Here is a 26,775-nt window from a genome sequence, read left to right on the forward strand (position 1 = left end):
TTGTGTAGTTAGATCTAATGTTTTTGGTAAATGGTTTTTCCAGCCACAATGGTGCGCTGAATATTTATGTTTTGGTCAAAAATCACAATGTCGGCATCCTTGCCAGCCGCGAGCGAGCCTTTTCGATCGTCTACGCCCATAATCCGCGCGGGCGTCGTTGAGCCCATTCGCACCGCATCCAGCAGCGAAACATCGGCGATCTGCACCATCGTTCTTACAAGACGATCAAATGTAGAAACACTCCCCGCAAACGAAGTGCGATCGGGCAACTTCGCGACGCCGTCTTCGACGATCACTTTCAAACCGTTTTTCAAAGAGCCTAACGTACTTTCACCCTCCGGCATCCCGGCTGCGCGCATGGCATCGGTAATCAATGCGGTACGGTCAGCACCTTTTATTTTATAGATCAATTTCAAAAGCGGCGCCGGCAAGTGGACGCCGTCTGCAATAATCTCCACATCCATATCCAGCAAAAAGGCGCTTTCAATCGTCCCGGCATACCGAAATGCATTCCGCCGCGTCACGCCGGACATAGCCGAATAAAGGTGCGTCGCCAAGGTATACCCATTTTCAAAAGCTTCGAGCACATCTTCATAAATCGCATCCGTATGGGCCACGGCCGCCAAAATGCCTTTTTGTCTCAATCTCTTCCCAAAATCTATCGCCCCCGGCAACTCCGGCGCCGCACTCCACCGCGCAATCGACGAAGAATAAGCCAGCACCTCCTCATACTCAGCCGGATCCGGATTCCGGATATACCGCGGATCCTGCGCCCCCCGCTGACTCAAAGCAAAATAAGGCCCCTCCAAATGCATCCCCAAAAACTGCGCGCCTTTAACATTTAGTGCATTAGCTTTCTCATAATTGTCAAGTGAAAGCAGCAAATCCTCTTTTTCACTAGTCAATGTAGTCGGCACCATCGCCGTCGTACCATATTGCGCATGCGTCTCCGCAATCCCTAAAAACGCCTCTAAGCTCCCATCCATAAAATCATATCCGCCGCCACCGTGGATGTGAATGTCAATGAAGCCGGGGGCTACATAATGTCCTTCTGCGTCAATTACCTCTGCATTTGGTACGTCAATGTCACCCTGGTGAATACCTATAATTTTTCCATCCTCGATCACCACAGTACCATTTTTAAGATAGCGGTAAGGGGTTATCAGTGTGCTGTTTATGATCTTAATTTTCATTCAAATTCAATTTTTGGTATGTTTTGTCGCCACTCTTTTGTCATGCTGAGCGGAGTCGAAGCACGCCACTGGCTCGGCACAATGAACAGGCGAGGTGCCGAGCCAGAAACGTGCTTCGACTCCGCTCAGCATGACACATAACATGCATGCCGCATTAGTACGTTGAGCGCAACCCCTCATTCAAAAATCCATTTCCTCATTTTATGCCCCTTCACCGCATAAAAAACCAAATACAAATAACAAGGCAGCAAAACCCAATAAGCCTGTCTCACATCCACCTTATCCGCGAAATATCCGTAGAAAAGCGGCATAATCGCATTTCCGCAAAGCCCCATGATCATAATAGAAGCGCCTAACTTGGTAAAGCGCCCCAGATCATCCAGCGCCAGCGGCCAGATACCAGCCCAAACCAGCGAGTTAGCCAGACCCAGCAGCACCACAAACCAGATCGAAATGTCCGTCGTATGCCCCAGGAAGTTCACTTGTCCGTGGGTAAAAATGATCAGCAATGTAAAAGCCGTCCCCAGCAAAGTACAGACCCGCAATGCATTTACCTGACTGATGAATTTAGGTATGACGGTAATCCCGATCAGATACCCGCAAATGGTGCAAAACAATGTATAGGAAGGAAAAACCTTCGCCTCCAGTAAATCAATGCCCATCGAATTAGCATAACCGATAATGGTATCAATCGCGATCACCTGGGTACCGACGTGCAGGAAAATTGCCAGCGCGCCGAGGATCAAATGCGGAAACTGGAAAATGCTGTTTTTACCCGCATTCGCAGTGGCTACCTCCGCACTTTCATGTTCGGTATCAATTTCAGGAAGCGGCGATTTGAAGACCAGAAAACCCAGCACAAACAAAAAGCTTCCAAGAGCAATGTAAGGATTAATCACCCGGCGGATCAGTTCGTCCAGTGCCGCGCTTTTTTCAATGTCGGTCATCGAGCCGAGCTGCTTGAAAAGATCTGTATCCGTGGGTTTCAAGATCACGGCCGCGAAAATGATCGGCGACAAAATGCCCGCCGCTTTGTTGCAAATCCCCATCATACTGATCCGCTGCGCTGCTCTTTCTTTGGCGCCGAGGATGGTAATGTAGGGATTGGCGGCAGTTTGCAAAATCGCCAGTCCAATGCCGATTGTGAAAAGTCCTAGCAGGAAAATCTCGTAAGTCCGCGTCATCGCAGCCGGTACAAAAATGAAAGCCCCGGCCGCCATAGCCCAGAAACCAAACATCATACCCTTTTTAAAACCTACTGTTTTTAGCAAAAACGAAGCCGGCACAGACATCACGAAATAGGCAATGTAAAACGCAAATGCCACCAGATAGGCTTGAAAGCTCGTCAGCTCGCAGGCGATTTTGAAATAGGGGATCAATATCGAATTGACCCAGGAAATAAATCCAAAAATGAAAAACATCACCCCGATCAGAAAGACCGAAATGTTGGTTTCCGTCCTGGTCAGGCTCTCGACTTTTACTGCGACTGTTGCTGCTTTCATATTACACCGTAGGTTCCCACCCTTTCTGATACTCCCGCTTCCACAACTTCTCCGCCTCCTTATTCCCCTTGATATGCCCATTCGTCGGATCAACATTCAGCACCCCGCCAGACCGCACCGCAATGTTCCCCAGCTGCGCCAGCAATGTACTCTGGTGCCCGCCAACGATCTCGGAAGCCAGCGGCGTACCTTTTTTGATCGCGTCAAAAAAGTTTTGAATGTGCAGCGCATCCAGTCCCTGCGACGGGTTCATTTTATTTAGCGGGTCAATCACAAAGTCATTTTTGACATCCTTAACCACCTTGTTATCAAGCCCGTAAATGGTATAAGCATTACCTTCCCAGATTTGCAGGGACCCCTTTTCACCATAGAAAACCACACCCACGCTGCTGCCTTCATTGGTGCGACCATTACAGCTGCGGCCTTCCCACGAAATCATGGTATTGTTCGCAAATTCAAGGTTGATCTCCTGTGTATCAGGCGTTTCCCAATCATCTTTATACCGGAACCTGCCACCCGAAGAAGTCACGCGGGTAGGATAATCCACCTGCAAACCCCAGCGCATCAGATCCAGCATGTGCGTACCATTGTTCAGCGCTTCGCCGGTGCCCCAGTGCCAGAACCAGTGCCAGTTATAATGCAGAATGTTGTCTTTGAAAGCCCGCCGCGGCGCAGGCCCCTGCCACAGATCGTAGTTCAGCCAGGAAGGCACCGCCGTTTCCTTACCTACACCAATCGACGCCCGGTTGTTGGTATACCAGCCCTTCACATAATAGGCCCGACCGATCGCGCCGTCATGCACTTCTTTAATCGCCGCAGCCACATTCGGCCAAGAGCGACGCTGGTTGCCCATTTGAATTACATTCTTGTATTTTTTCGCCACCTGCACCAACATTTCGCCCTCATTCGGGTTGTGGCTGCAAGGTTTTTCGAGGTACACATGTTTGCCGGCTTTCGAAGCCAGGATTGCTGCGGGCGCGTGCCAGTGATCCGGCGCGGCTATCACGAGCGCGTCTATATCCTTATTTTCCAATGCTTTACGAAAGTCCGGAACATCCGCAGGTTTGTATTTGGCAACATCATTAACCGTGGCTATCGCCTTTTCTGTGGCGCGGGTATCGACATCGGAAATCGAAACGATTTCACAATTTTTCTGCAAAGCATAGTTGCCCGTCAAAGCCAGCCCGCGACTGTTCACACCCATCATGCCCACCCGCACTTTCTCGTTGGCGCCCAAAATTTTAGCATAACTTTTCGGGCTGAATCCTGGCAAAATGCCACCCACCGTCAGCAGCGCACTGCCCGCCAGCGACTTCTTGATAAAATCTCTTCTATTGTCCGTTTCCATTGAATTTGAGTTTTATATAGGAAAAGTGATTTAGGTCTTTATTTTAAAAAGTGCTGAGCACAAAATCATACTTGTAGGTCAGCCTGTGAGATCAGTCACTAACATTAGCCACTGAATTTTAGCCAGCGACTTGCGGCGCCCAGTAGGTGCAGTAGCCCGTCGTCATTACCGGCCCTTTGAAAAGCTGGCAGTTACCACATTCCACCCCCTTTTTCGGCGGCAGCCAAAGCTGGCAATTCCCGCATTTCGACTCCGGTATCGGCGATTGGTTCACATATCCCAGCTTTTTCCGGGCATTCAAATCATTTTCACTCACTTTGGAAAAATCATTGCACGGATCTTTCGGCGCCTCGTCTTTTGAAGCTTCCTTTTCTTCGGTTTTGGCACCACCGCAACTTGCCAGCCAGAATGTCGTAGCCACACCGGTGGTCAAATGGAAGGATTTTGTTAAAAATTCCCTTCGTTTAAAATTCTCTTTCATACATATTCAAATGGTGCTGCGGCTTATTTCTTCGCGACTGCCTTGTCAGTCTTACCCACTTTCCGGGCTTCGATCGTTTTGTTCAGATCCGTCTGGAAAGCTGTTTTCTCTTCGTCTATATTTTTGAAAAAGGCGTATTTGTCTTCGAGCAATTTCAAAAACGCTTCATTCGAGCCGGCATCCGAACTTAGCACCGCAAGTCGGAACCACTGGTCTTTATAATGTTTTTGTAAAACCTCCGCAAGAATTGGGGCGGATTGGGCCGCAGGCAGGTTACCGATGCTCAATGTGGCCTGAAACGCTACCCGCGGTGCAGGATCAGCTGTTTTTTTAATGATTTCAGGTAAAAGCGAAGGAAACTTTTCGGACAAAATGATTGCATGTTCACGCACGCCCGGCTCCGTATCGTCGATCGCTTTCTTTAAAACATCCGCATTCAAAGCGCCCAAACCTTCCAGCACATACAATGCACTCAGTCTCGTCCTGGGATCCGTATTTGTTTCAAAAAGTGTCTTAGCTTGCGGAATGACGGTTTTATCCTGCTTTTCCAGTAGCAACTTCTGCGCATACAGCCTCGCCCACTGGTTTTTTCCACCCAAAGTTTTGACAAGATCAGCCGTCGAAAGTTTCGTCAAATCACCGACCGCATTCTTAGCATTCGCATTCTTAGGCGTGATTTTATAAATCCTTCCCTTATCCATTCCCGCATTAAAATCCATATCCGCCTTCAATTCTTCCGGGATAGAGACCGGCGTTTCAATGTGCTGACGGTACATATCGATCACATACAGCGCGCCATCCGGGCCCACTACAAAGTTCGCAGGACGGAACCAGGGATCAGTCGAAGCCAGAAACTCCCTTTTATTTTCTGCAATGCTATCCCGGTGCGCGTGAAAAACCGGACTGTCTTTTGAAGGCGTCAGCACGTCTCGGTGGATGAGGTTACCCGCCACTTCGCCGGTGAAAATGCTGCCATAATATTGTTTTGGAAAAAGGTCACCATTGTAAAAAGTGCCACCCGATGCACCCGTAAAATGGTCGTCGGCATATTCGTGGCGGTCAAGGCCCTGCTCTTTGTATTGTGCTTCCCGCTGGGCGGTCCGCTCGGCGCGCCAGTAAGGTGCCGGCGTTTCCTGGTACATGATCATTTCGCCGTCCGAAATGTCGTAAACACCATTGGTTGAAGGCAAAAATGCGTGGCGGTGCGTATACCTCCACGGAATTACCGACTGCCGCAGATGCAGGGTATTTTGGGTCACAAAACGATGTCCGTAGTCGTCAAATGTGTGTCCAAATTGTCCTGGACCCGTTTCCTGCTCAAATAAATTTTTATCCAAACGAAACCGAAAATCCGCGCTGCGCATCGGTAAAGCCGGTTTTCCAGGTTCTTTGCTGAATGTAACATTACCTTCCTGGCCGTGGTTGGAAGCGTAGATCCAGTTGTCCACACCAAACCGAAGATTGGTAATCTGCGCCTCCGAATTCGTTTCGAAAAATCCGGTAAACAATGTTTCCTTAATGTCCGCCTTCGCATCGCCGGTGGTATCCTTCATCCAGAAAATATTCGGCGCGGCGCAGACCAGCAACCCGCCTTTCCAGGGTAGAATGCTCGTCGCTTCCGACAAACTTTCCGCAAAAATCACCGACTTATCGATCCGCCCGTCTGAATTCGAGTCCACCAACATTTTGATGGCCCCCTTCTGTTTTCCAGGCTCAGGTTTGTAAGGATAATCTGGCATTTCAACCACAAAAACGCGTCCCTGTTCGTCAAAAACCATATCCACCGGGTCCAGCACAAAAGGCTCGGCGGCAAAAACTTCGATCTTGAATTGATCATCTAACTGGAAGCTTTTCAAAGCTTCTTCTGGCGTCAACGCATCTTTGTAACGCTTTTTGGAACACGATACGGTCGCTACGAGAAGCGTGGCCAGCGCAAAAACCGCGATTTTGTTCATAAGTGGGTCAATTAAAAGGGTTAGGTATCTTGACAAGATCCTGTATCGTTTTTCCTTCGTGCGTAAACCGGGCCAATGTGTAAATAGAACCATCATTTCCCACCGCGATTGAGTTCACATAAGTCGGCCGCTCGCCGTCGCCGTAGAAGATCGGGCCGTGGTCAATATAAGTTTGCGTTGAAAGCTGGTAAGTGATCAAATGCAGGTTTTCCAGCCCTTTCGCCGCACCTTTCGCAATCTGATCTTCCCCTTTTATCCGTTTTCCATTTTCATAAATCGGCCCGCCGGTGAGGTAATAAATCGTCTGCTGGTCGGGCCCCAGCTGAAAACCGAGGTATCCATAGCTGAACTGGTCAAACATCCCGCTCTTCCGTGAAGGCCCGGAAGTGATGCGCTCCACAATTTCAATGGTTTCTGCTTTTGGGTCAAATCGAAAAAGATATCCCGAGTTTCCATGCACACCATAAGCCACATTCTCAGCCGGATACCAGAATATTTTCCGCCAGTTGTACGACATACTGCCCGGCCGCGTCGGGTCATATTTGCCAAAATAATCCAGCCGCAAGTCCACGTTTTCGAGCTTACGGAGGATTTCAGTTTCAGGATTATAGGTGAAAATATCACCCTCAGCCACCGAAAAATAAACACTTCCATCCCGCGCATCCACAAACAAAGACCGGCAAAGCGAGCGAAAATCTTCGCCTGGCGTGCCAGCTTCTCCACGGTGAGAAATCGGGCCGAGATTTTTAAACACATTGTTATCCAGGTCATAATGGATAAAATTTCCATTCGGCCAGGAAATTCCATACATATGTCCGCGGTCACGGTCCATCGTCATCGACACCATTCCCTCTCCGCCCGGCACTGTCGCTAGATCTTCAAACTGTTCCGTTTTTAAATCATAAGACAAAAAATGCCCGCCTGGATAAAGCTGGTAACCTTCCGGCGCAGTTTCCGGCAGCCGGTCCATGCCGTCAATCAGCTGATAATAACCCACATGCGTGGAGAAATACAGCTTTCCATTTCTTTCATAAAACCGCACGTGACTTTTTCCCTGCGGGATCGCCTTTAAATCCTGCTCGCCGCAAATCGTCGTCAGATCACCTAGAAATTTTATCGAATCCGTCGCTGGATCATACACATACATTTGCCCGCCGATCTCGTAATTATCCGACGAAAGTGCATAGTAAATTTTCCCGTCGCTCGCCGCCGAAATCGCATTATAGGTATCGTGCGCGCGGTCGAAGCCCGAAAAATAGTGTTTGGCGGGAAGAGATCGCGAATCGGTCAGCGCCTCGAAAGCGATGAAATAATCCGAGTTATCGATTAACATGTGCGGGTTCATTAATTTCTCAAAAGTCTGGATTCAGGTTTTTCGACGCCGGCTTCTTTCGCAAGCTGCACAATGCCGTTCAGAATTTCTATCTCCACATCGGAAGCCCAGGTAGCAGGCAGGCCGTACACAATCGCTGCAATTTCACCCTCGTAGCCACCCTCGCGCAGGATCGTCGTGCTCGGAATGTAGGTCATCACATCATTGGAATACCCCATCACAAAGGTTTCCTGCCCGAAAATCTTCTTAATGTTGATCGCATAATCCACCACCGTTTCGCCGCCCAAGGTCATAATCGCCTGGTCGCCGAGCTTCCATACTTGCAGCGGCAAAGGGTAGGAGGTCGGGAATTTTTCGCCTTTTTCAATCAGCCCCAGCATTCTTTTCGCCCAACGTTGCTGATAATTTTCCGGTTTTGCGGCCAAAGCAGCGAGCTGCTCTTTGGTCGGGGCAGTTGTGAGCGAAAGGTTAACTTCTTTATAAGCCGTCGAAAGTTTCGGTTCCAGCGGTTTCATATCTTCACTTAAAACACGCTCCACAGCTGCTGCGAGGGTTTTTCCATATTGAATTGCGAGGGGAACCGTATGTCTCGGCAAAGGATTTTGATCTGCGCCGGCGCCCTGAAAAAATAAGGCTGTCGTGCCAGGATACAGTTTTTCAAGCTCAATCTGCGCATATCCCGGATAGTCGCCGGAGAATTTATAAATGTCCAAAACCGTCGGGTGACAGGCATAGCCAAATGCTATTGCAAGTAATTTTCCTTTTGCATCCGATACTTTCAAAACCGGCACCGCAGCGTCGCCGGGTCCGGTAATTTCCGTTAATCTCTCTAATGTTACCGCATCATTATTGCGCCGGTTCACCTGAAACCGCGCCACGCCATTTTGTGATTCCAGTTTCGCAGGCTGCAAAGATTTCAATGCATTTCCCGCCAGATTCACAATCTGCTCGATCAGCCAGGGAGAATACTGATCGATTTTTTTCTGCTCCTCCTCATTCAAAGGGTAAATGTCCGACAATGCCATGCCCAGCACCGGCCCGGAATGTGTATGCGAACTGTTGAGGATCACCTGCGCCTTGGTCAGTTTGTATTTACTGGCCAGTTGCGCCCGGATCTCGTCCGACATTTTTTTAGGAAAACCCAATAAATCGCTGGTAATGAGCAGAGAGCGATTGCCAGCCGCATCTTCCAGCGCCAAAGCTTTTGCCCAAATGTCGTGCAACTGCCCGTCCGAAGCATGGGTACGCGAAGCAAATCCCGCCATCCACATCGGCTGTTTTGGCGTAATCGCTACGCGCGCAACGCCCGCTTTCCAGCCAGCCTGCGAGTAGGCGGATAATGTTCCAAAAAGTAAGAAGAGAAGAAGAGTGAGCCGCCTCATTTTTTGCCCAAAGTTTTGATTTTCTCAGCGCCTGCATGGATTTTTTCAATCGCCGAGGCAATCATTTTCATATCTTCTTTGGTCCCCAAAAGCATGTTTTGTGTAAACCACACCGCCTCTTCGTTGCACAATTTTTCGTTCAGCGGACATTTGTTGCGCTCATTAAAAGCATTGATGTCCAACATATCCTTCGAATACATTTTCCGGTAATTCTTGGAATCAAATGTATCCTTTAAAAATGGCTGCGTGTTCAAAACCGCGTAACCGCTCGAACAAGGCACCCCCTCGGCTGTCAATGCTTTCAGAAAATCTTGTCTTGATAAACCTTTGAAACCTTCCTTGTTATATCGGAAAGGAAAAAGGTGGTACGCGCCGCGGGTTACCTTATCGTATAATTTGTAGGGACTAATGCCCGGAATGTCTTTAATCAGCGATTTCAGGTAAGTTGCATTTTCATTTCTGGTGGTCGTCTGCGCGTCGAGACGCTTCATTTGCGCGATACCGATCGCCGCCTGGTACTCCGTAAAACGCAGTTTGGTCCCCTGCATAATCGCCCCCGTACTCACCGAGCCGACAGCCGTTCCATACGGATTTCCAAAGTTTTGGTAGGAAAAACATTTGTCCATGAGCTTGTCATCATTGCTGACCAGCGCACCACCTTCCCCGATCGGCAGGTTCTTGGAATTCTGAAAACTAAAACAGCCGACATTGCCAATCGTACCGACCTTTTTGTGGTCATACTCAGCCAGATGCGCCTGGCAGGAATCCTCTATCACAAACAAATTATGTTTCTTCGCGATGGCCATAATGCGGTCCATATCGCAGGGCAAACCCAGAATGTGCACTGGTAAAATTGCCTTCGTTCGCGGCGTAATTTTCGCCTCGATCTTCGCAGGGTCGATCTGAAATGTTTCAGGGTCAATGTCCACGAAAACCGGCATCGCACCATTTGAAAGTATTGCCGAAACCGACGCGATGAATGTATAAGGCGGTACCAAAACTTCATCGCCAGCCTTGATATCCAACTGGTTAATTGCAATCACCAGCGACTGCGTACCATTTACGACAGCTAGACTCCGCTTCGCGCCGAGCATATCCGCCCACGCCTTTTCAAATCGGGTCACCATGTCCGCTCGTGACCATACGCCGCTCCGCATCACTTCCAGCAGGAGCTTTTCGTCATTGTCCTTGTCCCACATCGGCCAGATGGGCCAGCGGTCCTCCGCCCAGGCCGATGCCCCGCCGAGAATAGCAGGTTTTGAAGCCGCGCCGGTGGCAATGTTAAAAGGCTTCGCGATGCCCGTCGAAGCCAGCGCCACGCCGACGCCGGCCAGGGAATTTTTCCGGATGAAATCCCGGCGTGAAAGTTTTTGAATGAGCGGGTTCATATTTCAGGGGTTCAGGAAAAGTCAGTTTCTGCTATTTCTTTTTGGCTTTGGCCAGCACGCTTTCGAGCGTCACACTTTTTCCGCCCTGACGCTTGCTTTCGTCGGCGGCTTCCATAAATGCAAAAATCTCGATCGTTTCTTCGGGTGTCACGGGCATTTCGCCAGTCTTAAAATACTTGATAATGTCAATCAAAAGTGGCTCGTAGCCGCCGTATGGGCCTAAAACCTTGTTGCCATCCTCGGTAAAAACCGTTGCGCCGTAGTCGTGTTTCCCGGTGCGCGTACCCCGGAATGTGCCGGTGCGGCCATCGCCCCAGATTCCCACCACAATGTCCGTATTCGGCGTGTTGACGCGGGTGACGCTTTTGCAGCCGGTGCCCATCACGGTATATAATGTTTCGACGCCGTGGATGCCATACCAGAAAAAATCCGGGTGGGTTTTTTCGAGCGTTGCCGGACTATAAGTGTCTGCACCGAGAACTTTTTTCTTGTCAATGCCCTCAATGCCTTTGATATAGCGCAGCGAAGAGGCCGAGAAAATGGGGATGTTGTATTTTTTGGAAGCATCGTAAATCGCCAAAACGTCCGAAAGCGAGGCTGCTACCGGTTTGTCGATAAACATTCTTTTACCCGCTTTGAAAACTTCCAGCGCCTGTTCCATGTGCAGCCGGCCATCATTGGTTTCCAGCAAAACATAGTCCACCTGCGCCAGCAGATCCTTGATCGAGCCGACGATTTCCACGCCGCGTTTTTTCACTTCCTCGGTATAGCCGGGGACGCGTTTTGTACTGGATTCAATGTCCTTGCTGCCTTGTGGATACGCTGCCGTAACTTTAAAACCATCGAAAATGGGGTTAGGCTGCTCTGCATTGAGGGCCTTCACAAACTCGACACTGTGGGAAGTATCGAGACCAATAATGCCGATTCGTTTGCCGTCAGCCGCACTTTGAGGATCAATCGCCTTCGCATTACTCGTCTGCGCGGTTGCAGCCTCTGCGGCGGCAGGCGAATAATCCAGCAAACCGAGCCCGACGCCGGTCGCAGCCGCGTAGGTAGCAACTGATTTTACAATGAAATTTCTTCTGCTGAAAGCATGCATAGGATATCAGGGAAAGAGCTTAGGAATAGGATTGACTAAAATTGTCGGGTACGTACCCGTAAAGATAATAACATATTTTTATTTACAAATATTAATGATAATTGTTTACAAAAATTTTTGTGGTGAAAGTTGTATACCTCAGATGATCCTTGAATCAGTTCTTATAAAATGCCTGATTTTCTTTGGTAATAATGTCAATCGGCATAAAATGCACCTTCTCGACCCGCGCGCCGAGCACCAATGTTTCGTAGAGCGACATCACACCACGATAACCTTGCTCTTCGGGCTTGTGGCAGATCAGAAAATCGATGAAGCCTTTTTCCAGGTGCTTGATATTTTCCTTTAAAAAGTCGTAGCCGATCAGCGAGATATCCGACCGCCCGCTTTTTTCGAGAAAAGTCGCTACCGCTGAAACCCGTGAGTTGGTCACGAACATGGCCTTGATGTTCTCGTTATCATTTAATATTTTGGTCAGTTGCCGTGTCACCGAAAGGCTGTCTGTATCCTTAATGTTGACCCGCAAAATCTCTCCCGGCAAGCTGTGATCCTTAAAATAACTCCTGAAACCTTCCTCAATCTGAATGTAATTGTAATTATCCGTCTCTTTTGAAATGTTGACGACGGCGACTTGCTGTTTTTCTTTCAACCTGTAAGTCAGCAACTTGGCGCCAACATATCCGCTCTGAAATAGGTGCGGCCCGATATAGCAGAGGTTGTGCTGCTCGGGAACATCGGAATCGAAAAAAGTAAAAGGGATTTTTAATTTGTGGCAGGCTTCCGAAAATTTCCGGGCTTCTTCAATAAAAGAAGGCGAGAGCAAAACGCCCTGAAAATGTCCTTCGAGGATCAGACCGGCTTGTTCGTTGAAGGAATTGGGATCATTGAGGTCAAAAAAGAAGAGCTCGATCTGCACGCCGTACTTCTTGATCTCAGCCTCGGCCCGCGTAATACCATTCAAAGGCGCCTCCCAGAAATCTGTTTCCGCAGAAACTTTCGGAATCAGTACGGCCAGGGAAATGATCTTTTTGGAAGCAAGTCGGCTCGCCAGAATGTTGGGCTGATAATCCAGCTCCTTGATAATGTCGTTGATCTTTTTCTTGGTCTTCTCCGAAACCCCCGACCGGTTATGGATCACCCTGTCCACCGTCGCAATCGATACATTCGCTCGCCGGGCAATTTCTTTTACGCCAAAAAAAGTATTCTCCTTTGTCATTCTGCTGGATTTAGGAAAGGGCTGGAATGCTGAAAGTAAAGAGCGTTTTTGAAAATTGCAATGTTGGGTTGGGATATTATCACACGAGGGTGACAAAGCAAATGCCGGGATTAAAAATTATTTCATGTTCAGCTTGCAGATGCTATTGCTTAATTGAAATCCGTTTCCTTACTTTGTCTACCAATTAAGTAGATTAATAATCTTCGATACAAATTCATTTGAGACAAAACTACTGCACCTGATACCCTGAGAGACAGCACGGAGCTGATTTGCCGGAATTTTCGGTGGTTGTCAATTCATGCTTGTCAGAGCCGGCTGTCATAAAGGGTATCAGGTGCAAAGATACACGCAAATCGGTTCTCTGCCCCGCCACTACCAGGGAAATTCCCTCATCATTTAATTCGTCATTTTTCCTGGTGCATTTACGCCGCTGCACTGGAAATCCTGAGCAATTTCAAGTATTCTTGTGGTTGCAAACCCTTTTAATTGATATCCTGACCTACTACCATGAACAAATTTCCTCTGTTTGCCGCGATTCTGGCGGGAAGCATTTTTAGCACGAACATCTTTGCACAAGCCCCAAAACCAGCCCGGCCCAACATCGTTTTTATTCTCGCGGACGACTTAGGTTATGGCGATGTCGGTTTCAACGGACAAAAGCTGGTGAGAACGCCCAACATTGACCGGCTCGCCCGGGAAGGGATGATCTTCAACCAGTTCTACGCCGGTACTTCTGTGTGTGCACCTTCGCGATCATCGCTTTTGAGTGGAAAACATACCGGGCATACCTACATCAGAGGTAATAAATCGGTTGAGCCCGAAGGCCAGCAGCCGATCGCGGATTCGGTTTTGACGGTCGCCGAAGTGATGAAAAAGGCGGGTTACTCGACGGCTGCTTTTGGAAAATGGGGCTTGGGGCCGGTAGGTTCGGAAGGTGATCCCAACAAGCAGGGTTTTGATAAATTTTATGGATATAACTGCCAGAGCCTGGCGCATCGGTATTATCCTAACCACTTGTGGGACAATGATAAAAAGATTGTTTTAGAGGCGAATAAGAATTTGTTGTACAGCAAAGAATACGCGCCGGATTTGATCCAGAAACAGGCATTAGCATTTGTGGAAAGTCAGAAACCGACGCAACCTTTCTTCCTGTTTTTGCCCTACATTCTGCCGCACGCAGAATTGATCGTACCTGACGACAGCATTTTTCAGTATTACAAAGGCAAGTTTGAAGAAAAACCCTACAAAGGTGCGGATTATGGCGCCCGGGCAACCAGCGGCGGCTACACGTCGCAGGAATTTCCGCATGCAACATTCGCAGCAATGGTGACGCGGCTGGATTTATATGTTGGACAAGTGCTGGATAAGCTGAAAGAGAAGGGTTTGGATAAAAATACGCTGGTTATTTTCACTAGCGATAATGGTCCGCACATTGAAGGCGGTGCTGATCCTGCATTTTTCAACAGCAGCGGCGGGCTGCGAGGCGTGAAACGTGATTTATACGAAGGCGGTGTGCGCGAACCTTTTGCAGCGCGCTGGCCGGGCATGATCAAACCCGGCTCGAAAAGCGATTTCATCGGTGCGTTCTGGGACATACTCCCAACTTTTGCAGAATTAGCAAATACACCATCCCCCACCAACATTGACGGAATTTCTTTCACCGACGCATTAAAAGGAAAACCCACTCAGAAAAAACACGATTACCTCTACTGGGAATTCCACGAACAAGGCGGCAGACAAGCCGTACGGCAAGGAAACTGGAAAGCAGTGCGCCAAAAAGCCGCCGGCAATCCCGATGGTTTGGTTGAATTATACGACCTCTCAAAAGACCCTGCCGAAAAAACTAATCTCACCCCTCAGTTCCCGGATAAAGCCAAAGAACTAGGTCAAATCATGAATAAGGCGCATGTTTCGTCGGCAATATTTCCATTTGGGAGCCTGGCTACGAATTGAGGTTTGGGGAAATAATGGTTATCTTTAAAAGATAATTTGTCTGGGAATTATGGAAACATTGATTGTGGAAGGCGACAGCCAGCAGATCGCAACATTGAAAGAATACCTTAAAACCATCGGGATCAGTTTCCGATCAGAGCAGGATACTACCGAATATTTACTCAGCAACCCCTCTAATAAAACTGAACTTTTAGATTCCATCGCCGAAGCCGACTTGGGTAAGACCAAAAAAATTGGCCTCGACGATATATGGAAATAGAATTTACAGATAAAGCTGAATCACAACTACTTTACTGGAAACAAACTGGTAATCAAGCGATTTTGAAAAAAATCCGAAATCTGCTTGAATTCGTTCTTTCAACTCCGTATACAGGGATTGGCAAACCGGAACCTCTGAAACATCATCTTTCCGGGTATTGGTCAAGAAGAATAACCGACGAACATCGACTGGTTTATGCTGTGAAAAGCGACAAGATCATTGTTGTTCAATGTCGCTTTCACTACGAAAAATGATATTAGATCAACCCCAACCCCGCAGCCAACTTAATCAGCGAAGCTGTATTTGACACCTCAAATTTCATCAGCAAATTTTGCCGGTGACTATTCACCGTCGTGACACTGATAAAAAGCTGCTCTGCAATTTGCGGGTTAGTCATCCCCTCAGCGATTAACACCAGTACTTCCTTTTCGCGGCGGGTCAGAAAAGGCACTGTTTTGGGCGCAGTGGCCGTATTTTGATCAAAATTAACATTCATGAAATAGCCGCCGAGCTGTACCTGGCGGATTGCTTCCAGGATTTCTTCCTTGCCTGAACTTTTGATGAGGTAACCCGAAGCCCCATTCTGGATCATTCTCGAAACATAAGCCCGCTCGCTGAATGTGCTCAATGCTAGCGTTTTCACCGTCGGGAATTGTTCTTTTACTTTTTTGCAAAGATCAATTCCGTTAATATCCGGCAGGTTAATGTCGAGAAATGCAATGTCCACTTCGTTACTTTTTAAAAAAGCAATCGCGTCGATCGCATTGGAAGCGGTGCCGACGACGGTTACTTCCTCGTTGTCGGCTAGCAGCGATTTCAACCCTTCCAAAACCATCGGGTGATCATCTACGATCAGTATTCTGACACTCATATTGCAGTTGCTAAATTTTGTCAATTAATAGAAAATCAGACAGTTATCTCGATTAAAATCGAAGTTCCTTCCGTCGGTTTGGATTGAATATCGAGTCGGCCGTTCAGATAATCCACGCGTGCCTGGACGTTCCGGATGCCCGCGCCTTTGTTCTGTTCCAGCTTTGAAACATCAAATCCTTTACCATTATCTTCCACCGTCAGGCTCACCTCATTGTCCACCCGCGTCAGCTGCACGTGCGCCTCGGACGCTTCGGCGTATTTTAGCACATTGTTTAAAAGCTCCTGTACGATCCGGTAAAGCACGATTTCCACGGATGAATCGAGCCGTTTTTCAAAACCAAAACTCTGCATGTTTACTTTCAGATATCCTGAGGTATTGATGCCTTCACAAAAATCACTTAGCGCATCGATAAGGCCGAAGCGGACCAAGGTTTCGGGCATCATACTGTGTGCCACTCGTCGCATTTCACCGATGGCGCTGTCGAGCTGGTTGATCGCCCGGCCAAATGTCATGGCGCTCTCTTCGGGCATAATTACGTTTCCTTTCACGGAATTAAGGGTTAATTTGATACCTGATAACAATCCGCCGAGACCGTCGTGCAGGTCGCGGGCCACGCGGGTACGTTCTTCTTCCTGGCCTTTTAAAATAGAGTTCGTGGCCACCAGCTGCTTTTCCTGCTGTAATTGCAGCACTTCTTTTTCAGCGATCCTTTTGCGGATCACGATGTTGCGGTAAATCAGAATCCCGATTAACATTAAAACAACAAAACCCGCTATCAACCCATAAATTAACGTGTTACGCGCTTGTTTCTCCTTTTCCAGCGTCACAATCTGCTTTTCTTTCTGCGCTGTGAGATACCTGGCATCCAGCTCCTGCAATTGTTTTTGCACATCAATTCCTTGCAGGGAATCATTCAGGACGACATATTTCATCAGATAATCGTACGCAGCTTTGTGCTTGTTTTGGCGGCCTAAATCCGTCGCATAGTCTTCGTAAAGCTCTATCAAATGGTCCGTCATATCATTCGCTTCCGCGATTTTCAGCGCTTCCTCCGTGTATTTGGCAGACAAATCAGGTTGTTTCGAATCTTCCGCCACAAACATTAAAGCCCGCAAACATTCCATTTCCAGAAACACATTACCCGTTTTCCGCGCCAGCACAAGCCCTTTTTCTCCATATACTTTTGCTGCCGGCAGATTTTTCAGTACCCGGTTGGTACGGCACAAACCGGCATAAGCCTGAATCACAAAAATATCCGAGCCGATTTTTTCCGCAACATTGAGTCCCTCAGTGAAATGCGCTTTACTTTCCTGATATCTTTTTAAATTAAAATAACAGCTTCCGATCGTGGTCAAAATGTCGGCCAGCTGCAAGCTATCTTGCATCGGACGAGCCAGTTGCAGCGCTTTTTGTTTATAGGTCAAAGATTTTTCAAAGAGATTGGCATGCTCGAATGCAGTACCAATGTTGACATATAATCTGGGCAGATATTGCTTCATCCCCAGCTTGTCAAACTGGTCTGCGCTCTGCTGGTAATATTTGATCGCCTCCGTAAAATGGCCCATATAAGTGTAGCTGGCGGCAATGTTGTTCAGGCTTTTGGCCACATTTACCGGATGTTTCATCTCCCGCGCAATCACCAGACTTTCCTTATTGAGCTTCAATGCCTGCTCAAATTTCCCCTGCAAATTGAGGATGTAAGTATAGTTGCTCCGGAATTTGAAGCGTCCGTTCGGGTAGTTGAGCTTCTCGCTTAACGATTCGGCTTTGAGATAATAGCTGGCCGCACTGTCGAGATTTTGATTTTCCAGGATGTTGCCGTACTCAATGTAGGCGAGCACGCGGTTGGTATCCTGCTTACTGGTCTTGATCTTTTGCAAGACCGCTTTCACGTCGCTGTTTTGGGCAGAAACAGGCAGGGATAGCAGGATGCAAAGTGCTGTCTTTAAGACGAATTTCATGAGGGAACTGAGGAGTATGACTGGAAAATTACGGGAGCAAAATTCCTAAATAAAACCTTTTAATAATATCCTATGAAAGTACGATTTTTCAAAAATCATGCATTTATAGGATTGATCAGCGCCCGTCGGTCCGGCTACCTTTGTTGTGTCAAAAAGACAAACGGTTCTCATTAATTACTTAACAATCAATTCAATATTAGCCATGAAACGAATTCTTTTCCTCCTGCTCAGTACAACATTGTTATTCTCTTGTGACAAGGACAAAGACAAAGATCCCGCTCCCGAACTGAGCGCCCAGGTTGCCGGAAGTTATAAGGTAACCAAACTCGAAGTGGACGGTCAGAATGTGCCGCTTACGAACGCGAGCATCGGTATTGTGCTTGAAAAATTTTCCGCCGAAGTCGTGACCGGGAAAATGAAGGTGAAAGTCAACGGTGAATCAGAGCCGGACGAAGACCTGGGTACATTGAACCTGAAAAATGCAGGAAGTACCGGTATCGATATTTATGAAGGCACCGAAAAAGTAGGCAATCTGGATAAATCCAACAAGTTGACCATTTTCGTCGTGTTCGAAGGCCAGGATTACGAGATGGCCGCAGAAAAGCAGTAGTTAGCAGATTAAAAATAGGTTTGGAAATGCAGACAGGCAGGTGTAAAAACGCTTGCCTGTTTTTATTTAACGCCAAATTTTCATTTAATGCTGGCTTGTGAAACGTCCCGGCGACGGGCTTGCAGCGGAACAGTCGGGATGTAGCCTTTCGTGCCATTTTCCAGTTGCACGCGGTATCCTTTCGACATTTGTCCTAATATTCTAACGATTGTATTCGCCGGCAGGCTACCGATTTTCTCTGACATTCCGAGTTGAGAAGAACTGTAAATGTTGGTTTTTTTTCTGATCAAAACTGTGTCACCGAGCCACTGGGACTCTTTTGGCAGATCGGGCAATTTTTCTTCTTTATCATTAATAAAAGGAAGTGGATTGACCGCACCTGCACTGCGCGCATAAACTCCGAAATGCAAATGCGGTGCAGTTGTGATCGCATTCCCCGTATTACCAGCCAAACCTAATGTGTCTCCTAATGTAACCCGCTGACCAACAGAGACTAGCTGACTATCTAAATGCGCATAATAAAGTGAATAGGGATTGCTGAGTGAGCTCAAAAAGACGATTTTTCCACCCAGATTATTCGTACCGGTTTGGGTAACAAATCCATTTTGCGAAGCCACTACCGGCGTCCCGCGCCTGGCACGAATGTCAATTCCTTCATGAGAACGCACGCCACCGTCGCGCTCCGCACCCCACGCACTGATTACATCCGCCATCGAATGTCCGGCTACGGGAAAAGATAAGGTAGGTAATGTCGCGAGAGAAAGTGTAACCGTCAGTTTTTCATTCAGGCCGGTTTGTAATCTTAATAATAAAGTGTCCTGATCATCATTTTCAAAAACCAAAGTGCCGGTATCTTCTTTTAGGTAGTCAAGCCGCTGCGTTTTTCCGTTGGTTTTTATTTTAAACAATTCCATGAAAAAGTGAGCAGAGGAATCCCCCGAGCTGCGAACCGGCATAATGACTAATTTTCTACCCTGCGGTATTTTTAACCGCAGCGCTTGCGCGGGCACTGAATCACCCAAAAAAATCCGCTCCTGATAAGGTGCTACCGAAAAAACAGAGTCGGACAAAGCCTGCTCACTTACCCGAAGCCAGGTTTGCCCAGCCGCGGTTTGTTCCAGTTTAGCCTGATACAATTCTTTTTCATAATGTTCCCGCGGCGTAACTGGAAACCAGTGAGATACCGGCACAGGCTTACACGAAAAAATATAAGCCGCAACCAAAAAGAAAGCCAAAAAGCGAAACCACCACCTCATTTCCAGATCCTGAATTTTCAGCAGGCTCTAACAAATCTATGCCATCTCCATCAAGTGCTCGTTAACTAGTCACAAACCGATTTCACGCCGCAGAATAAATGCGCAACTGCCGCAGGAAAATTGAGGGGTTAACACTAGTTTTTTAGCATCGATATTGCCAGTCAAAACTTAAAACCCAAACAAGATGGACAACAATTTCGACAGGCTGGTTAGCATTATCCAGGACACGCACACGACACTTCAACAAAGTGCCATCAAGGCAATCAACAAGCATTTAACGATCAGAAATTGGCTGATTGGTTTCTACATTGTAGAGTTTGAGCAGAATGGTGAGAACAGGGCGCGTTATGGGGAAGAGTTATTACAAAAACTGTCCGATTCACTTAAACAAAATTCCTTATCGTATCGTAACCTTAAGCTTTTCAGGCAGTTTTATTTCAAGTATCAATCCATTGGAAAAGTTGTTTCGGAACATTTGCGGCAACTGGGTGCAATTTCAGCTGCTTCCTTTGAGGATAAATTACTATCACTTGGTAATGAGCGCCTTGTAATTGGGCAGTCGGTGATTGCCCAATTGCGAGATTTATGCGAAAGTGGTTTAACCGATCCTGATCTGCTCATTTCACAACTCTCGTTTACTCACTTAGTTCAGCTTTTTCCAATAAACAATCCAGTCAAAAGAACCTTCTACGAAACCGAATGCATCAAAGGGAATTGGAGCGTTAGCGAGTTGAAGCGGCAGATTAATACCCTGTATTTTGAGCGTTCGGGGATGAGTGTGAAACCGGAAAAGTTACAGGCAGAAGTGCAGCGTAACTCGGGGAAGATCAATGTAACCGACATTGTCAAATCCCCTTTTACTTTTGAGTTTTTGGGCTTGAAGGCGAAGGAAGTGGTTTACGAAAATGAGCTGGAACAGGCGCTGGTTGATAATCTTGAACAGTTTCTGATTGAATTAGGTCACGGTTTTTGTTTTGAAGCGAAGCAAAAGCGGATTGTCATGGGTGGTGAATATTTTTATGTAGATTTAGTTTTTTATCACCGGATACTGAAATGTCATGTGCTGGTCGAGTTGAAAACCAATGAGGTGAAGCATGAGCATATCGGGCAGCTCAAAACTTATATCAATTATTATAAAAAGGAAATGATGCTCGAAGGCGATAACCCGCCCGTGGGGCTGCTGCTGGTCACTGATCAAAATCGGGCTATGGTAGAATATGCCATGGCAGACAGTGATATGCCACTGTTTGTTAGCAAATATTTGGTCGAGCTGCCCAGTAAAGAGCAACTCGAACATTTTATTAAAAAAGAACTTTCCAATTTCTGAAAGCTATCCAACTCTTTTATAAACCGTCTCCGTCGCGATCTGGTCTTCGCCGCCGGGTTCGATGTTGTAGGCGGTGATGACGAGTTCGTCGGGGTTGCGGAGTTCAAGGGTGGTGCGCCAGCCCCAGGGCTCGGGAAAATCGGGGCTGCCGTAGCTGCCGAGGACGGAAAAGCCGTTTTCTGAAAATGCGCTTTCGGAAAACAGGATGCCGGTACCCATGTGGAAACTGTCGACCCAGGCGCACTGGAATTTGTTGTTGGCAATGTCGAAACCAAAAGTCGCAATGCCTTCAAATGCCTCACCATTCAGGCTTCCCTGGTATTCGTATTGAATAAATCGGCCGCCTAAAATTGACTTAATGGTACCTGTCATAGGCGATTCGTCGGCGACGACATCTGGCTCAAACCACGTTTTGGTGGTTCCTTCCCACGTTCCGGTGAATGATTGTAACTGTCTGTGGACGCCGGATTCCAGCGAGATTTCAAATTTAGATTTGCTCATTTTTGTGTTTTTTATGGCCGCGCGGTGTATTCGTGGCCCCAGAAAAAGGGGTATTTGAGACAAAAAAACTTATATTGGCACTTCAAAAATCAAAAAACCAGCAACAATGGTACAATTAGGTCTTTTAATCACAAATAGTCATCGATTACTAAGTGTAGCAGCGATTTTAGATGTTTTTGAATCGGTCAATCATTTTTTAGAAAAGCAGAATGAGCCGAAATTTTACCATATCAGTCTTTTAACTCAAGACGAAAAACCGGATGCTTATTACGGAAAATATACCTTACAACCACTCCAAAGTGCCGGAAATTTCGATTTAATCCTGATCCCGGCATTTGGCGCGGGCGATTTGGCGGCGTCGGTTTCCGGAAACAAAATGTTCATTCCCTGGCTTTGGGAGCAGCATAAAAACGGGGCGGAAATCGCAAGCTTTTGTACCGGAGCCTTCCTCCTCGCTGCCGCCGGACTTTTAAACGGCCGCGAAGCGACCACGCATATTGATTCCGCACAGGCGCTGGCGTCCAATTTTCCCGACGTGATCCTGAAAAGTAACGCGGTGGTAACCGAAGACAAAGGTATTTTCACCAGCGGAGGCGCCACCAGTAGCTTCCATTTAATGCTGTATCTGATCCAGCGGCATTGCGGCAAAGAGCTTACATTGAAAACCGCCAAAATGTTTGCCATCGATATGGACCGCGAGCAGCAGACTTACTTCGGCACATTCGCGCCGTCGCAAAACCATGGCGATGGCCTGGTAAACATGGCGCAGCAAAAAATTGAAAAAGAGTACCAGGAAGGCAGCACGATCGAAACATTGATCCAGGATATCCCGGCCAGCCGGCGCAATGTTGTTCGTCGGTTCAAACAAGCTATCGGTGTCACCCCGATCGAATATTTGCAGCGCACCCGGATCGAAGCGGCCAAAAAAATGCTCGCCCAAACCGACCAGAGCGTACTGGAAGTAATGCTGAATTCTGGCTATAATGATCTCAAATCGTTCAGGCAGCTTTTCAAAAAAAGCACTGGGGTTACGCCCAAAGAATATCGGGACAAATTCAACATTACCCGCCTGGAATCAGCAGGCAGGCTTGAAAGACGCGCCGCCATGTTATAAGTGCATTAATTCAATTTTGCCACTTTTCTGAAAGCATGTTGCTCATCCTGAGTTATTTCTACAATGTACATGCTGGCTGGAAGATTGGAAATGTTGAGCTTGTGCGAAAACTTGTTGTCTTTTTTGTCCAGATTGGTTTTGGAATGAAGGCGTCCTGATCCCGCATCGAAAACCTTGATCTCAATGTTTCCGAACCGCTCATTTGCCAGATCAATGCTGATAAAATCTGAGGTTGGATTTGGGTAAACCTTCACATCGGCGTGCAATGATTCAACGATCGGTAGCGCTGGCGCGGCGGAAGCTACTGCTGCGGTCCGGGCATTTGTTGCGGGTGCTGCTACCACAAAAATCGGCGTTTCGCTTGCTGTAACCGTCACTTTTCCATCGGTAATCGGCATATCCTGAACAGCCATAGTAGTACTTCCGGCGGTTGGGGTGTAAATTTTAGCAACACCATTTTCGCCCAAATCCAGTGTGTATTCTCCGGTGCGGCCAATCTCGTCGGGCACTGTCAGGACAAATAGGGATTTACCATTCAATTCATAGCGGTCCACAATCGGATCAGCATAAATGGTTTCCTTGTAACGATAATCGCCAAATTGTTTGTTGACCTGATTAATGTAGTCCGCAGCTGGCCGGCGGGTCTGGTCAGCATTTAGCAAACCCGAAGTTCCGAACATGCCCGAACCGGTATTGTCGTCATACATTTGATAAAAGAAAACTTTTTCGATGCCGGCCCTGGCGGAGAAAAGCGAGGTTCGTAAAACCCAGTCAGCCTGCGTGATCAGCTCCGATTTGTTACCGATCGGGATCGCTTTGAGCGGGCTTCCCTGATTCACATCATAGCCAGTTTCCGTGATCCACACCGGCATATCCTGAGAAACTTCGTGCGAAGTTTTCATAAAATCATCCACAATTTGTTTGGCATTGGTTACCTCAGGAGCCGCGCCGCGGGTGGAAGTGCCGCTCTGATTCAAGGTGGCATTATCCACATACAGGTGAAAATTGACGATATCCCAGCAAAGATTCACAGAGCCATCGGCCTTATAACCACGGTATTGCTTGCACCAATCCACCATTCCTTTGATATAATCCGGCCCGGTAACCAGCCCTGCAATCACCACTTTCATATTCGGATCGGCGTTTTTGATACCAATGCCCGCACCCATGGTATTTTTATGACCATCGTAGAAAGCGGATAAGTTCGCCGCATATTCACGGGCAGTCTGGTAAGCTTTGCGGCCTTTCCACCATTTATCACGCTCGTTGTCGCATTCAATGTATTTGACCAGGTTCAAACCAATTTTCACTGAATTTGGCACGTCACCATTCCATCTCGGTGTGCTGTGCGTGCTCAGCAAAGCAGGGTCAACATTGGTATTGCTTCCGTAGCGGGCAGCATATTGAAAACCCATTTTCGCCTGCTCAATGTAAGAAAGCGGATCGGTGAAATCCTTGCCAAAACGCACCGGAACATTCTCATTGTCCTGCTCGCCAGCAGGATAGCTGTCGAGCATCCAGGTAGGTAATGTTTTCAGGCAAGCCAATACTTCAATATTCTCCGCTTTGCAGCGCTCGTAAATTGCATCGTAATTCCAGCCACCATAAATGGTTGGGTTATAGGTATAAACTCCTTCTTCCGGTTCCAGTTTTTGCCAGTCCATATAATGACGGAAGCCGCCAAAGCTCTTCGCCATGTTCATCATCGGTTCATTAACCTGACCCGGATTGTTGCCCAGCTCGAAATTCCACTCATAACCATTCACGCCAAACATATCTCCCAAACGCGCCGATTTTTGTGGTACTGGGCTAAAAGCTTGGGTAGGAGGGGTGTAGCTTCCGTAAAATTCCATTTCAGTTGGCAGCACACCCTGTACTTTCAAAACCAGGTAGCGGAAGTTGCTCACCGGCGAGCTCAGCGCAAACTGGCTGTCGTCAGACGCCTGACTGTCCGGGTTAGGGCCAACCCAGGTGTTGTATTGATAACCTTTAAATGTCGCAATCTGTACCCGCTCCCAGTTGGCATTGATAATAGACAAACTCATCGGGTTATCCGTCGCAGAGCCCTCATAATCAAAGAATTTGATACCATCGATCATGATCTGTTCGCCTGGTAGCAGCGGGTAATATGCCTCGTATTCGTTAAGCACTTTTCCCCAGCCAGTATTCACATTGACCTGTGTATTTCCATCAAAAAGCCCTTCCAGAGACTGGGTAGCATTCGTGAGCTGGTACCAGCGTTTTGGATCCAGCGTAATTTTTGCAGAGATCGCCGACGGGGCGGAGGTGTGGACAAGCTGCGTTTGCGTCACGTTATCTGCCGCTGCAAAAGACGCGCTGGCAGCTTGTGAGGCTGTAATGTTGGCAGTTCCTTCGCCAATTACTTTCGCTTTCCAGGTTCCTGTCGCGTTGGAAACGGTGATTACAGCGGTGTTGGATGAGGTAAATGTGATAGGCGCCTCGGTGCTGGTGCTGGTTGCAGTCAAAACAAAATCAGGTGCTGGGGCAGATTTTGGGGAGAGCGCCGCAAAAGTAATGGTAGGTTTTGGCTTCGGAATGTTATTGCCAAACTGGACGTCAAACCAGTTGATGTTGAAATATCCTTTGTTGGCGTATAATCTCAAAACCTGATTTCCGGCGGTCAATGTCGCCGTCGTAGTCAGCGTCTGATAACTCTGCCAGCCGCCAGTCCAGGGAATAGAAATCTGTCCTAGCACAGTTCCAGCCGCATTTTTGATTTCCAATTTGCAATTTCCATTAGGAGATGCCACCCGGAATTGGAATGTATGGACACCCGCTGTGGTCACTTTCACGTGGTAATCCATCCAGTCGCCATCTTCAATGCTGCCCACATTCAGGACGCCGTCAATATCACCGGTATTTTCAGTCTGTATTTCACTAACCCCGTCGAAGTCCTCAGCTTCAATTTTGCCCGGGATTTTCTTGGTTATAAGGGGGGCGCTTCTGGTGGCCTCAAACCAATCCAGATTAAAAGCGCCTTGTCGCGCGTTAAAACGGATGACGTGGCTTCCCGCGGTCAGGACTGCAGTGGTACTTACTGTTACATAATTTTGCCATCCGCCGGTCCTGGGCACATTTACCTGGTTCAGTACCGGGCCGTAATCATTCTGTATTTCAATGATGCCATTTCCCCAGGCATTTGAGACGTGAAAATAAAATGTGTAAGTGCCAGCAGTTGCTACATTCACACTGTAATCGAGCCAGTCTGCATCATCAATGTCGGCCACGACATTACCGGCACTCGCAGTTGCGCTATTTTCGATGCGGACAGTACGAGACATATCAAATAACTCAGCCTCTACTTTCCCGGGAAGGGCCGTAGTTGATCTGCTAATTTCAAACCAGTTGATTGAAAAAATTCCGTGCTCTGCGGTGAGGCGAAGTGTTTGTTTGCCTTTTGGAAGTTTCGCCAGCATCGTAATAGTAGTCCAGCTTTGCATACCACCTGTTCGCGGCACCGCTACCTGAGTAAGTACTGTCAGATCCGCCGCCCGGACGAGTTGCAAAGATGCGTTGTCGCTAAAACCGTTTGCAACGCGAATTTTAAAAGTGAAATACCCAGCTTCAAAAGTTTCAAAACGATAACTAAGGAAACTATTATCCACCATCCCGCCAACATCCAGTCCACCGTCGGTGTCTAGGCAGGTTTCGGTGCTCACGTTTAACTTCGAATCGAAGCTTTCTGCTTCGAATTTACCGATAGCTGAGCGGTAAGTTTGCGCAAGGCAGTTAAAGCTGACAAGAATCAGCAGCGAGAGTAAAATATTTTTCATAGAGGAGGCAATAATTTTAACTCTAATATAGTAGTTGTTCGAACTAATTTATTTCAAGTATAGAAATTAATAACGTATAAGTGTAGGTAAAATAAGTTTACAAATTTCAAGTTTTTGGTGTAATCATTAATAAGTTGTATAGTTCTTTACAGCTTTCCTATGTTTTGGAAAAAGCCAAATCGCGCTGAATCCAATCAAAAGCGCAGAATTTCAATAAAAACTGTGTTTAAGA

Annotated in this window: 21 protein-coding genes; 6 read left to right on the forward strand and 15 right to left on the reverse strand. The window is 47.5% G+C overall.

The features are described from left to right. Window positions 1-14: 14 nt before the first annotated feature. The 10 genes from nagA to FEN17_RS14480 form a co-directional block, all read right to left on the reverse strand. Entirely contained in the window at window positions 15-1,193 is a 1,179-nt protein-coding gene (gene nagA, locus FEN17_RS14435; protein ID WP_138366050.1) for an N-acetylglucosamine-6-phosphate deacetylase, read from the reverse strand. A 176-nt stretch (window positions 1,194-1,369) separates the two neighbouring features. Continuing rightward, window positions 1,370-2,695 carry a sugar MFS transporter gene (locus FEN17_RS14440; protein WP_138366051.1) on the reverse strand — a complete coding sequence of 442 codons (1,326 nt, stop codon included), beginning with the start codon at window positions 2,693-2,695 and terminating at the stop codon, window positions 1,370-1,372. Between the two features lies 1 nt (window position 2,696). Beyond that, on the reverse strand, window positions 2,697-4,043 hold the full coding sequence (locus FEN17_RS14445) for a Gfo/Idh/MocA family protein (RefSeq protein WP_138366052.1): 1,347 nt from the start codon (window positions 4,041-4,043) through the stop codon (window positions 2,697-2,699). Window positions 4,044-4,161: 118 nt separating this feature from the next. Next, window positions 4,162-4,524, reverse strand: coding sequence for a high-potential iron-sulfur protein (locus FEN17_RS14450; RefSeq protein WP_138366053.1), 363 nt, complete (start codon window positions 4,522-4,524; stop codon window positions 4,162-4,164). Between the two features lie 23 nt (window positions 4,525-4,547). Continuing rightward, window positions 4,548-6,479 carry a PVC-type heme-binding CxxCH protein gene (locus tag FEN17_RS14455; protein WP_138366054.1) on the reverse strand — a complete coding sequence of 644 codons (1,932 nt, stop codon included), beginning with the start codon at window positions 6,477-6,479 and terminating at the stop codon, window positions 4,548-4,550. 7 nt (window positions 6,480-6,486) lie between these two features. Beyond that, window positions 6,487-7,812 (reverse strand): hypothetical protein, encoded by a 1,326-nt coding sequence (locus FEN17_RS14460; protein ID WP_138366055.1) that lies wholly within the window; start codon window positions 7,810-7,812, stop codon window positions 6,487-6,489. Between the two features lie 11 nt (window positions 7,813-7,823). Further along, window positions 7,824-9,194 carry a neutral/alkaline non-lysosomal ceramidase N-terminal domain-containing protein gene (locus tag FEN17_RS14465; protein ID WP_138366056.1) on the reverse strand — a complete coding sequence of 457 codons (1,371 nt, stop codon included), beginning with the start codon at window positions 9,192-9,194 and terminating at the stop codon, window positions 7,824-7,826. Beyond that, on the reverse strand, window positions 9,191-10,582 hold the full coding sequence (locus FEN17_RS14470) for a DegT/DnrJ/EryC1/StrS family aminotransferase (protein WP_138366057.1): 1,392 nt from the start codon (window positions 10,580-10,582) through the stop codon (window positions 9,191-9,193). Before FEN17_RS14470 ends, FEN17_RS14465 begins: the two co-directional genes overlap by 4 nt. A 31-nt stretch (window positions 10,583-10,613) precedes the next feature. Beyond that, the gene (locus FEN17_RS14475) at window positions 10,614-11,681 is read right to left on the reverse strand and encodes a Gfo/Idh/MocA family protein (RefSeq protein ID WP_138366058.1); all 1,068 of its coding nucleotides are present in this window, start codon (window positions 11,679-11,681) and stop codon (window positions 10,614-10,616) included. Window positions 11,682-11,835: 154 nt separating this feature from the next. Beyond that, the gene (locus FEN17_RS14480; RefSeq protein WP_138366059.1) at window positions 11,836-12,894 is read right to left on the reverse strand and encodes a LacI family DNA-binding transcriptional regulator; all 1,059 of its coding nucleotides are present in this window, start codon (window positions 12,892-12,894) and stop codon (window positions 11,836-11,838) included. A 507-nt stretch (window positions 12,895-13,401) separates the two neighbouring features. Here FEN17_RS14480 and FEN17_RS14485 point away from each other — a divergent pair. The 3 genes from FEN17_RS14485 to FEN17_RS14495 are packed head-to-tail and all read left to right on the forward strand — an operon-like array spanning window position 13,402 to window position 15,360. Next, window positions 13,402-14,847, forward strand: a complete 1,446-nt coding sequence (locus tag FEN17_RS14485; RefSeq protein ID WP_138366060.1) for an arylsulfatase — start codon at window positions 13,402-13,404, stop codon at window positions 14,845-14,847. A 49-nt stretch (window positions 14,848-14,896) separates the two neighbouring features. Next, the gene (locus FEN17_RS14490; RefSeq protein WP_138366061.1) at window positions 14,897-15,106 is read left to right on the forward strand and encodes a hypothetical protein; all 210 of its coding nucleotides are present in this window, start codon (window positions 14,897-14,899) and stop codon (window positions 15,104-15,106) included. Next, window positions 15,097-15,360, forward strand: coding sequence for a Txe/YoeB family addiction module toxin (locus tag FEN17_RS14495; RefSeq protein WP_138366062.1), 264 nt, complete (start codon window positions 15,097-15,099; stop codon window positions 15,358-15,360). The genes FEN17_RS14490 and FEN17_RS14495 overlap by 10 nt, the downstream gene beginning before the upstream one ends. A gap of 2 nt (window positions 15,361-15,362) precedes the next feature. Here the strand turns inward: FEN17_RS14495 and FEN17_RS14500 are convergent, their stop codons facing one another. Next, window positions 15,363-15,977 (reverse strand): response regulator, encoded by a 615-nt coding sequence (locus FEN17_RS14500; RefSeq protein WP_138366063.1) that lies wholly within the window; start codon window positions 15,975-15,977, stop codon window positions 15,363-15,365. Between the two features lie 35 nt (window positions 15,978-16,012). Then, window positions 16,013-17,941, reverse strand: a complete 1,929-nt coding sequence (locus FEN17_RS14505; protein WP_138366064.1) for a tetratricopeptide repeat-containing sensor histidine kinase — start codon at window positions 17,939-17,941, stop codon at window positions 16,013-16,015. A gap of 202 nt (window positions 17,942-18,143) precedes the next feature. Between FEN17_RS14505 and FEN17_RS14510 the strand changes: the two genes are divergently transcribed. After that, window positions 18,144-18,551 (forward strand): hypothetical protein, encoded by a 408-nt coding sequence (locus FEN17_RS14510; RefSeq protein WP_138366065.1) that lies wholly within the window; start codon window positions 18,144-18,146, stop codon window positions 18,549-18,551. A gap of 80 nt (window positions 18,552-18,631) precedes the next feature. On the opposite strand, the gene FEN17_RS14515 is transcribed toward FEN17_RS14510, so the two are convergent. Continuing rightward, complete coding sequence (locus tag FEN17_RS14515; RefSeq protein WP_138366066.1) at window positions 18,632-19,807, reverse strand: peptidoglycan DD-metalloendopeptidase family protein; 1,176 nt, start codon at window positions 19,805-19,807, stop codon at window positions 18,632-18,634. Between the two features lie 184 nt (window positions 19,808-19,991). Here FEN17_RS14515 and FEN17_RS14520 point away from each other — a divergent pair, with 184 nt between their 5' ends. Continuing rightward, entirely contained in the window at window positions 19,992-21,134 is a 1,143-nt protein-coding gene (locus FEN17_RS14520; RefSeq protein ID WP_138366067.1) for a PDDEXK nuclease domain-containing protein, read from the forward strand. A gap of 3 nt (window positions 21,135-21,137) precedes the next feature. Here the strand turns inward: FEN17_RS14520 and FEN17_RS14525 are convergent, their stop codons facing one another. Further along, window positions 21,138-21,635 carry a DUF1579 domain-containing protein gene (locus FEN17_RS14525; protein ID WP_138366068.1) on the reverse strand — a complete coding sequence of 166 codons (498 nt, stop codon included), beginning with the start codon at window positions 21,633-21,635 and terminating at the stop codon, window positions 21,138-21,140. Between the two features lie 106 nt (window positions 21,636-21,741). Here FEN17_RS14525 and FEN17_RS14530 point away from each other — a divergent pair, with 106 nt between their 5' ends. Beyond that, complete coding sequence (locus tag FEN17_RS14530; protein ID WP_138366069.1) at window positions 21,742-22,749, forward strand: GlxA family transcriptional regulator; 1,008 nt, start codon at window positions 21,742-21,744, stop codon at window positions 22,747-22,749. Window positions 22,750-22,754: 5 nt separating this feature from the next. Here the strand turns inward: FEN17_RS14530 and FEN17_RS14535 are convergent, their stop codons facing one another. Beyond that, entirely contained in the window at window positions 22,755-26,543 is a 3,789-nt protein-coding gene (locus FEN17_RS14535; RefSeq protein WP_138366070.1) for a carbohydrate-binding protein, read from the reverse strand. Window positions 26,544-26,775 lie beyond the last annotated feature (232 nt).

The sequence above is a fragment of the Dyadobacter luticola genome, from assembly GCF_005860805.1.
GTDB classification, from domain to species: domain Bacteria; phylum Bacteroidota; class Bacteroidia; order Cytophagales; family Spirosomataceae; genus Dyadobacter; species Dyadobacter luticola.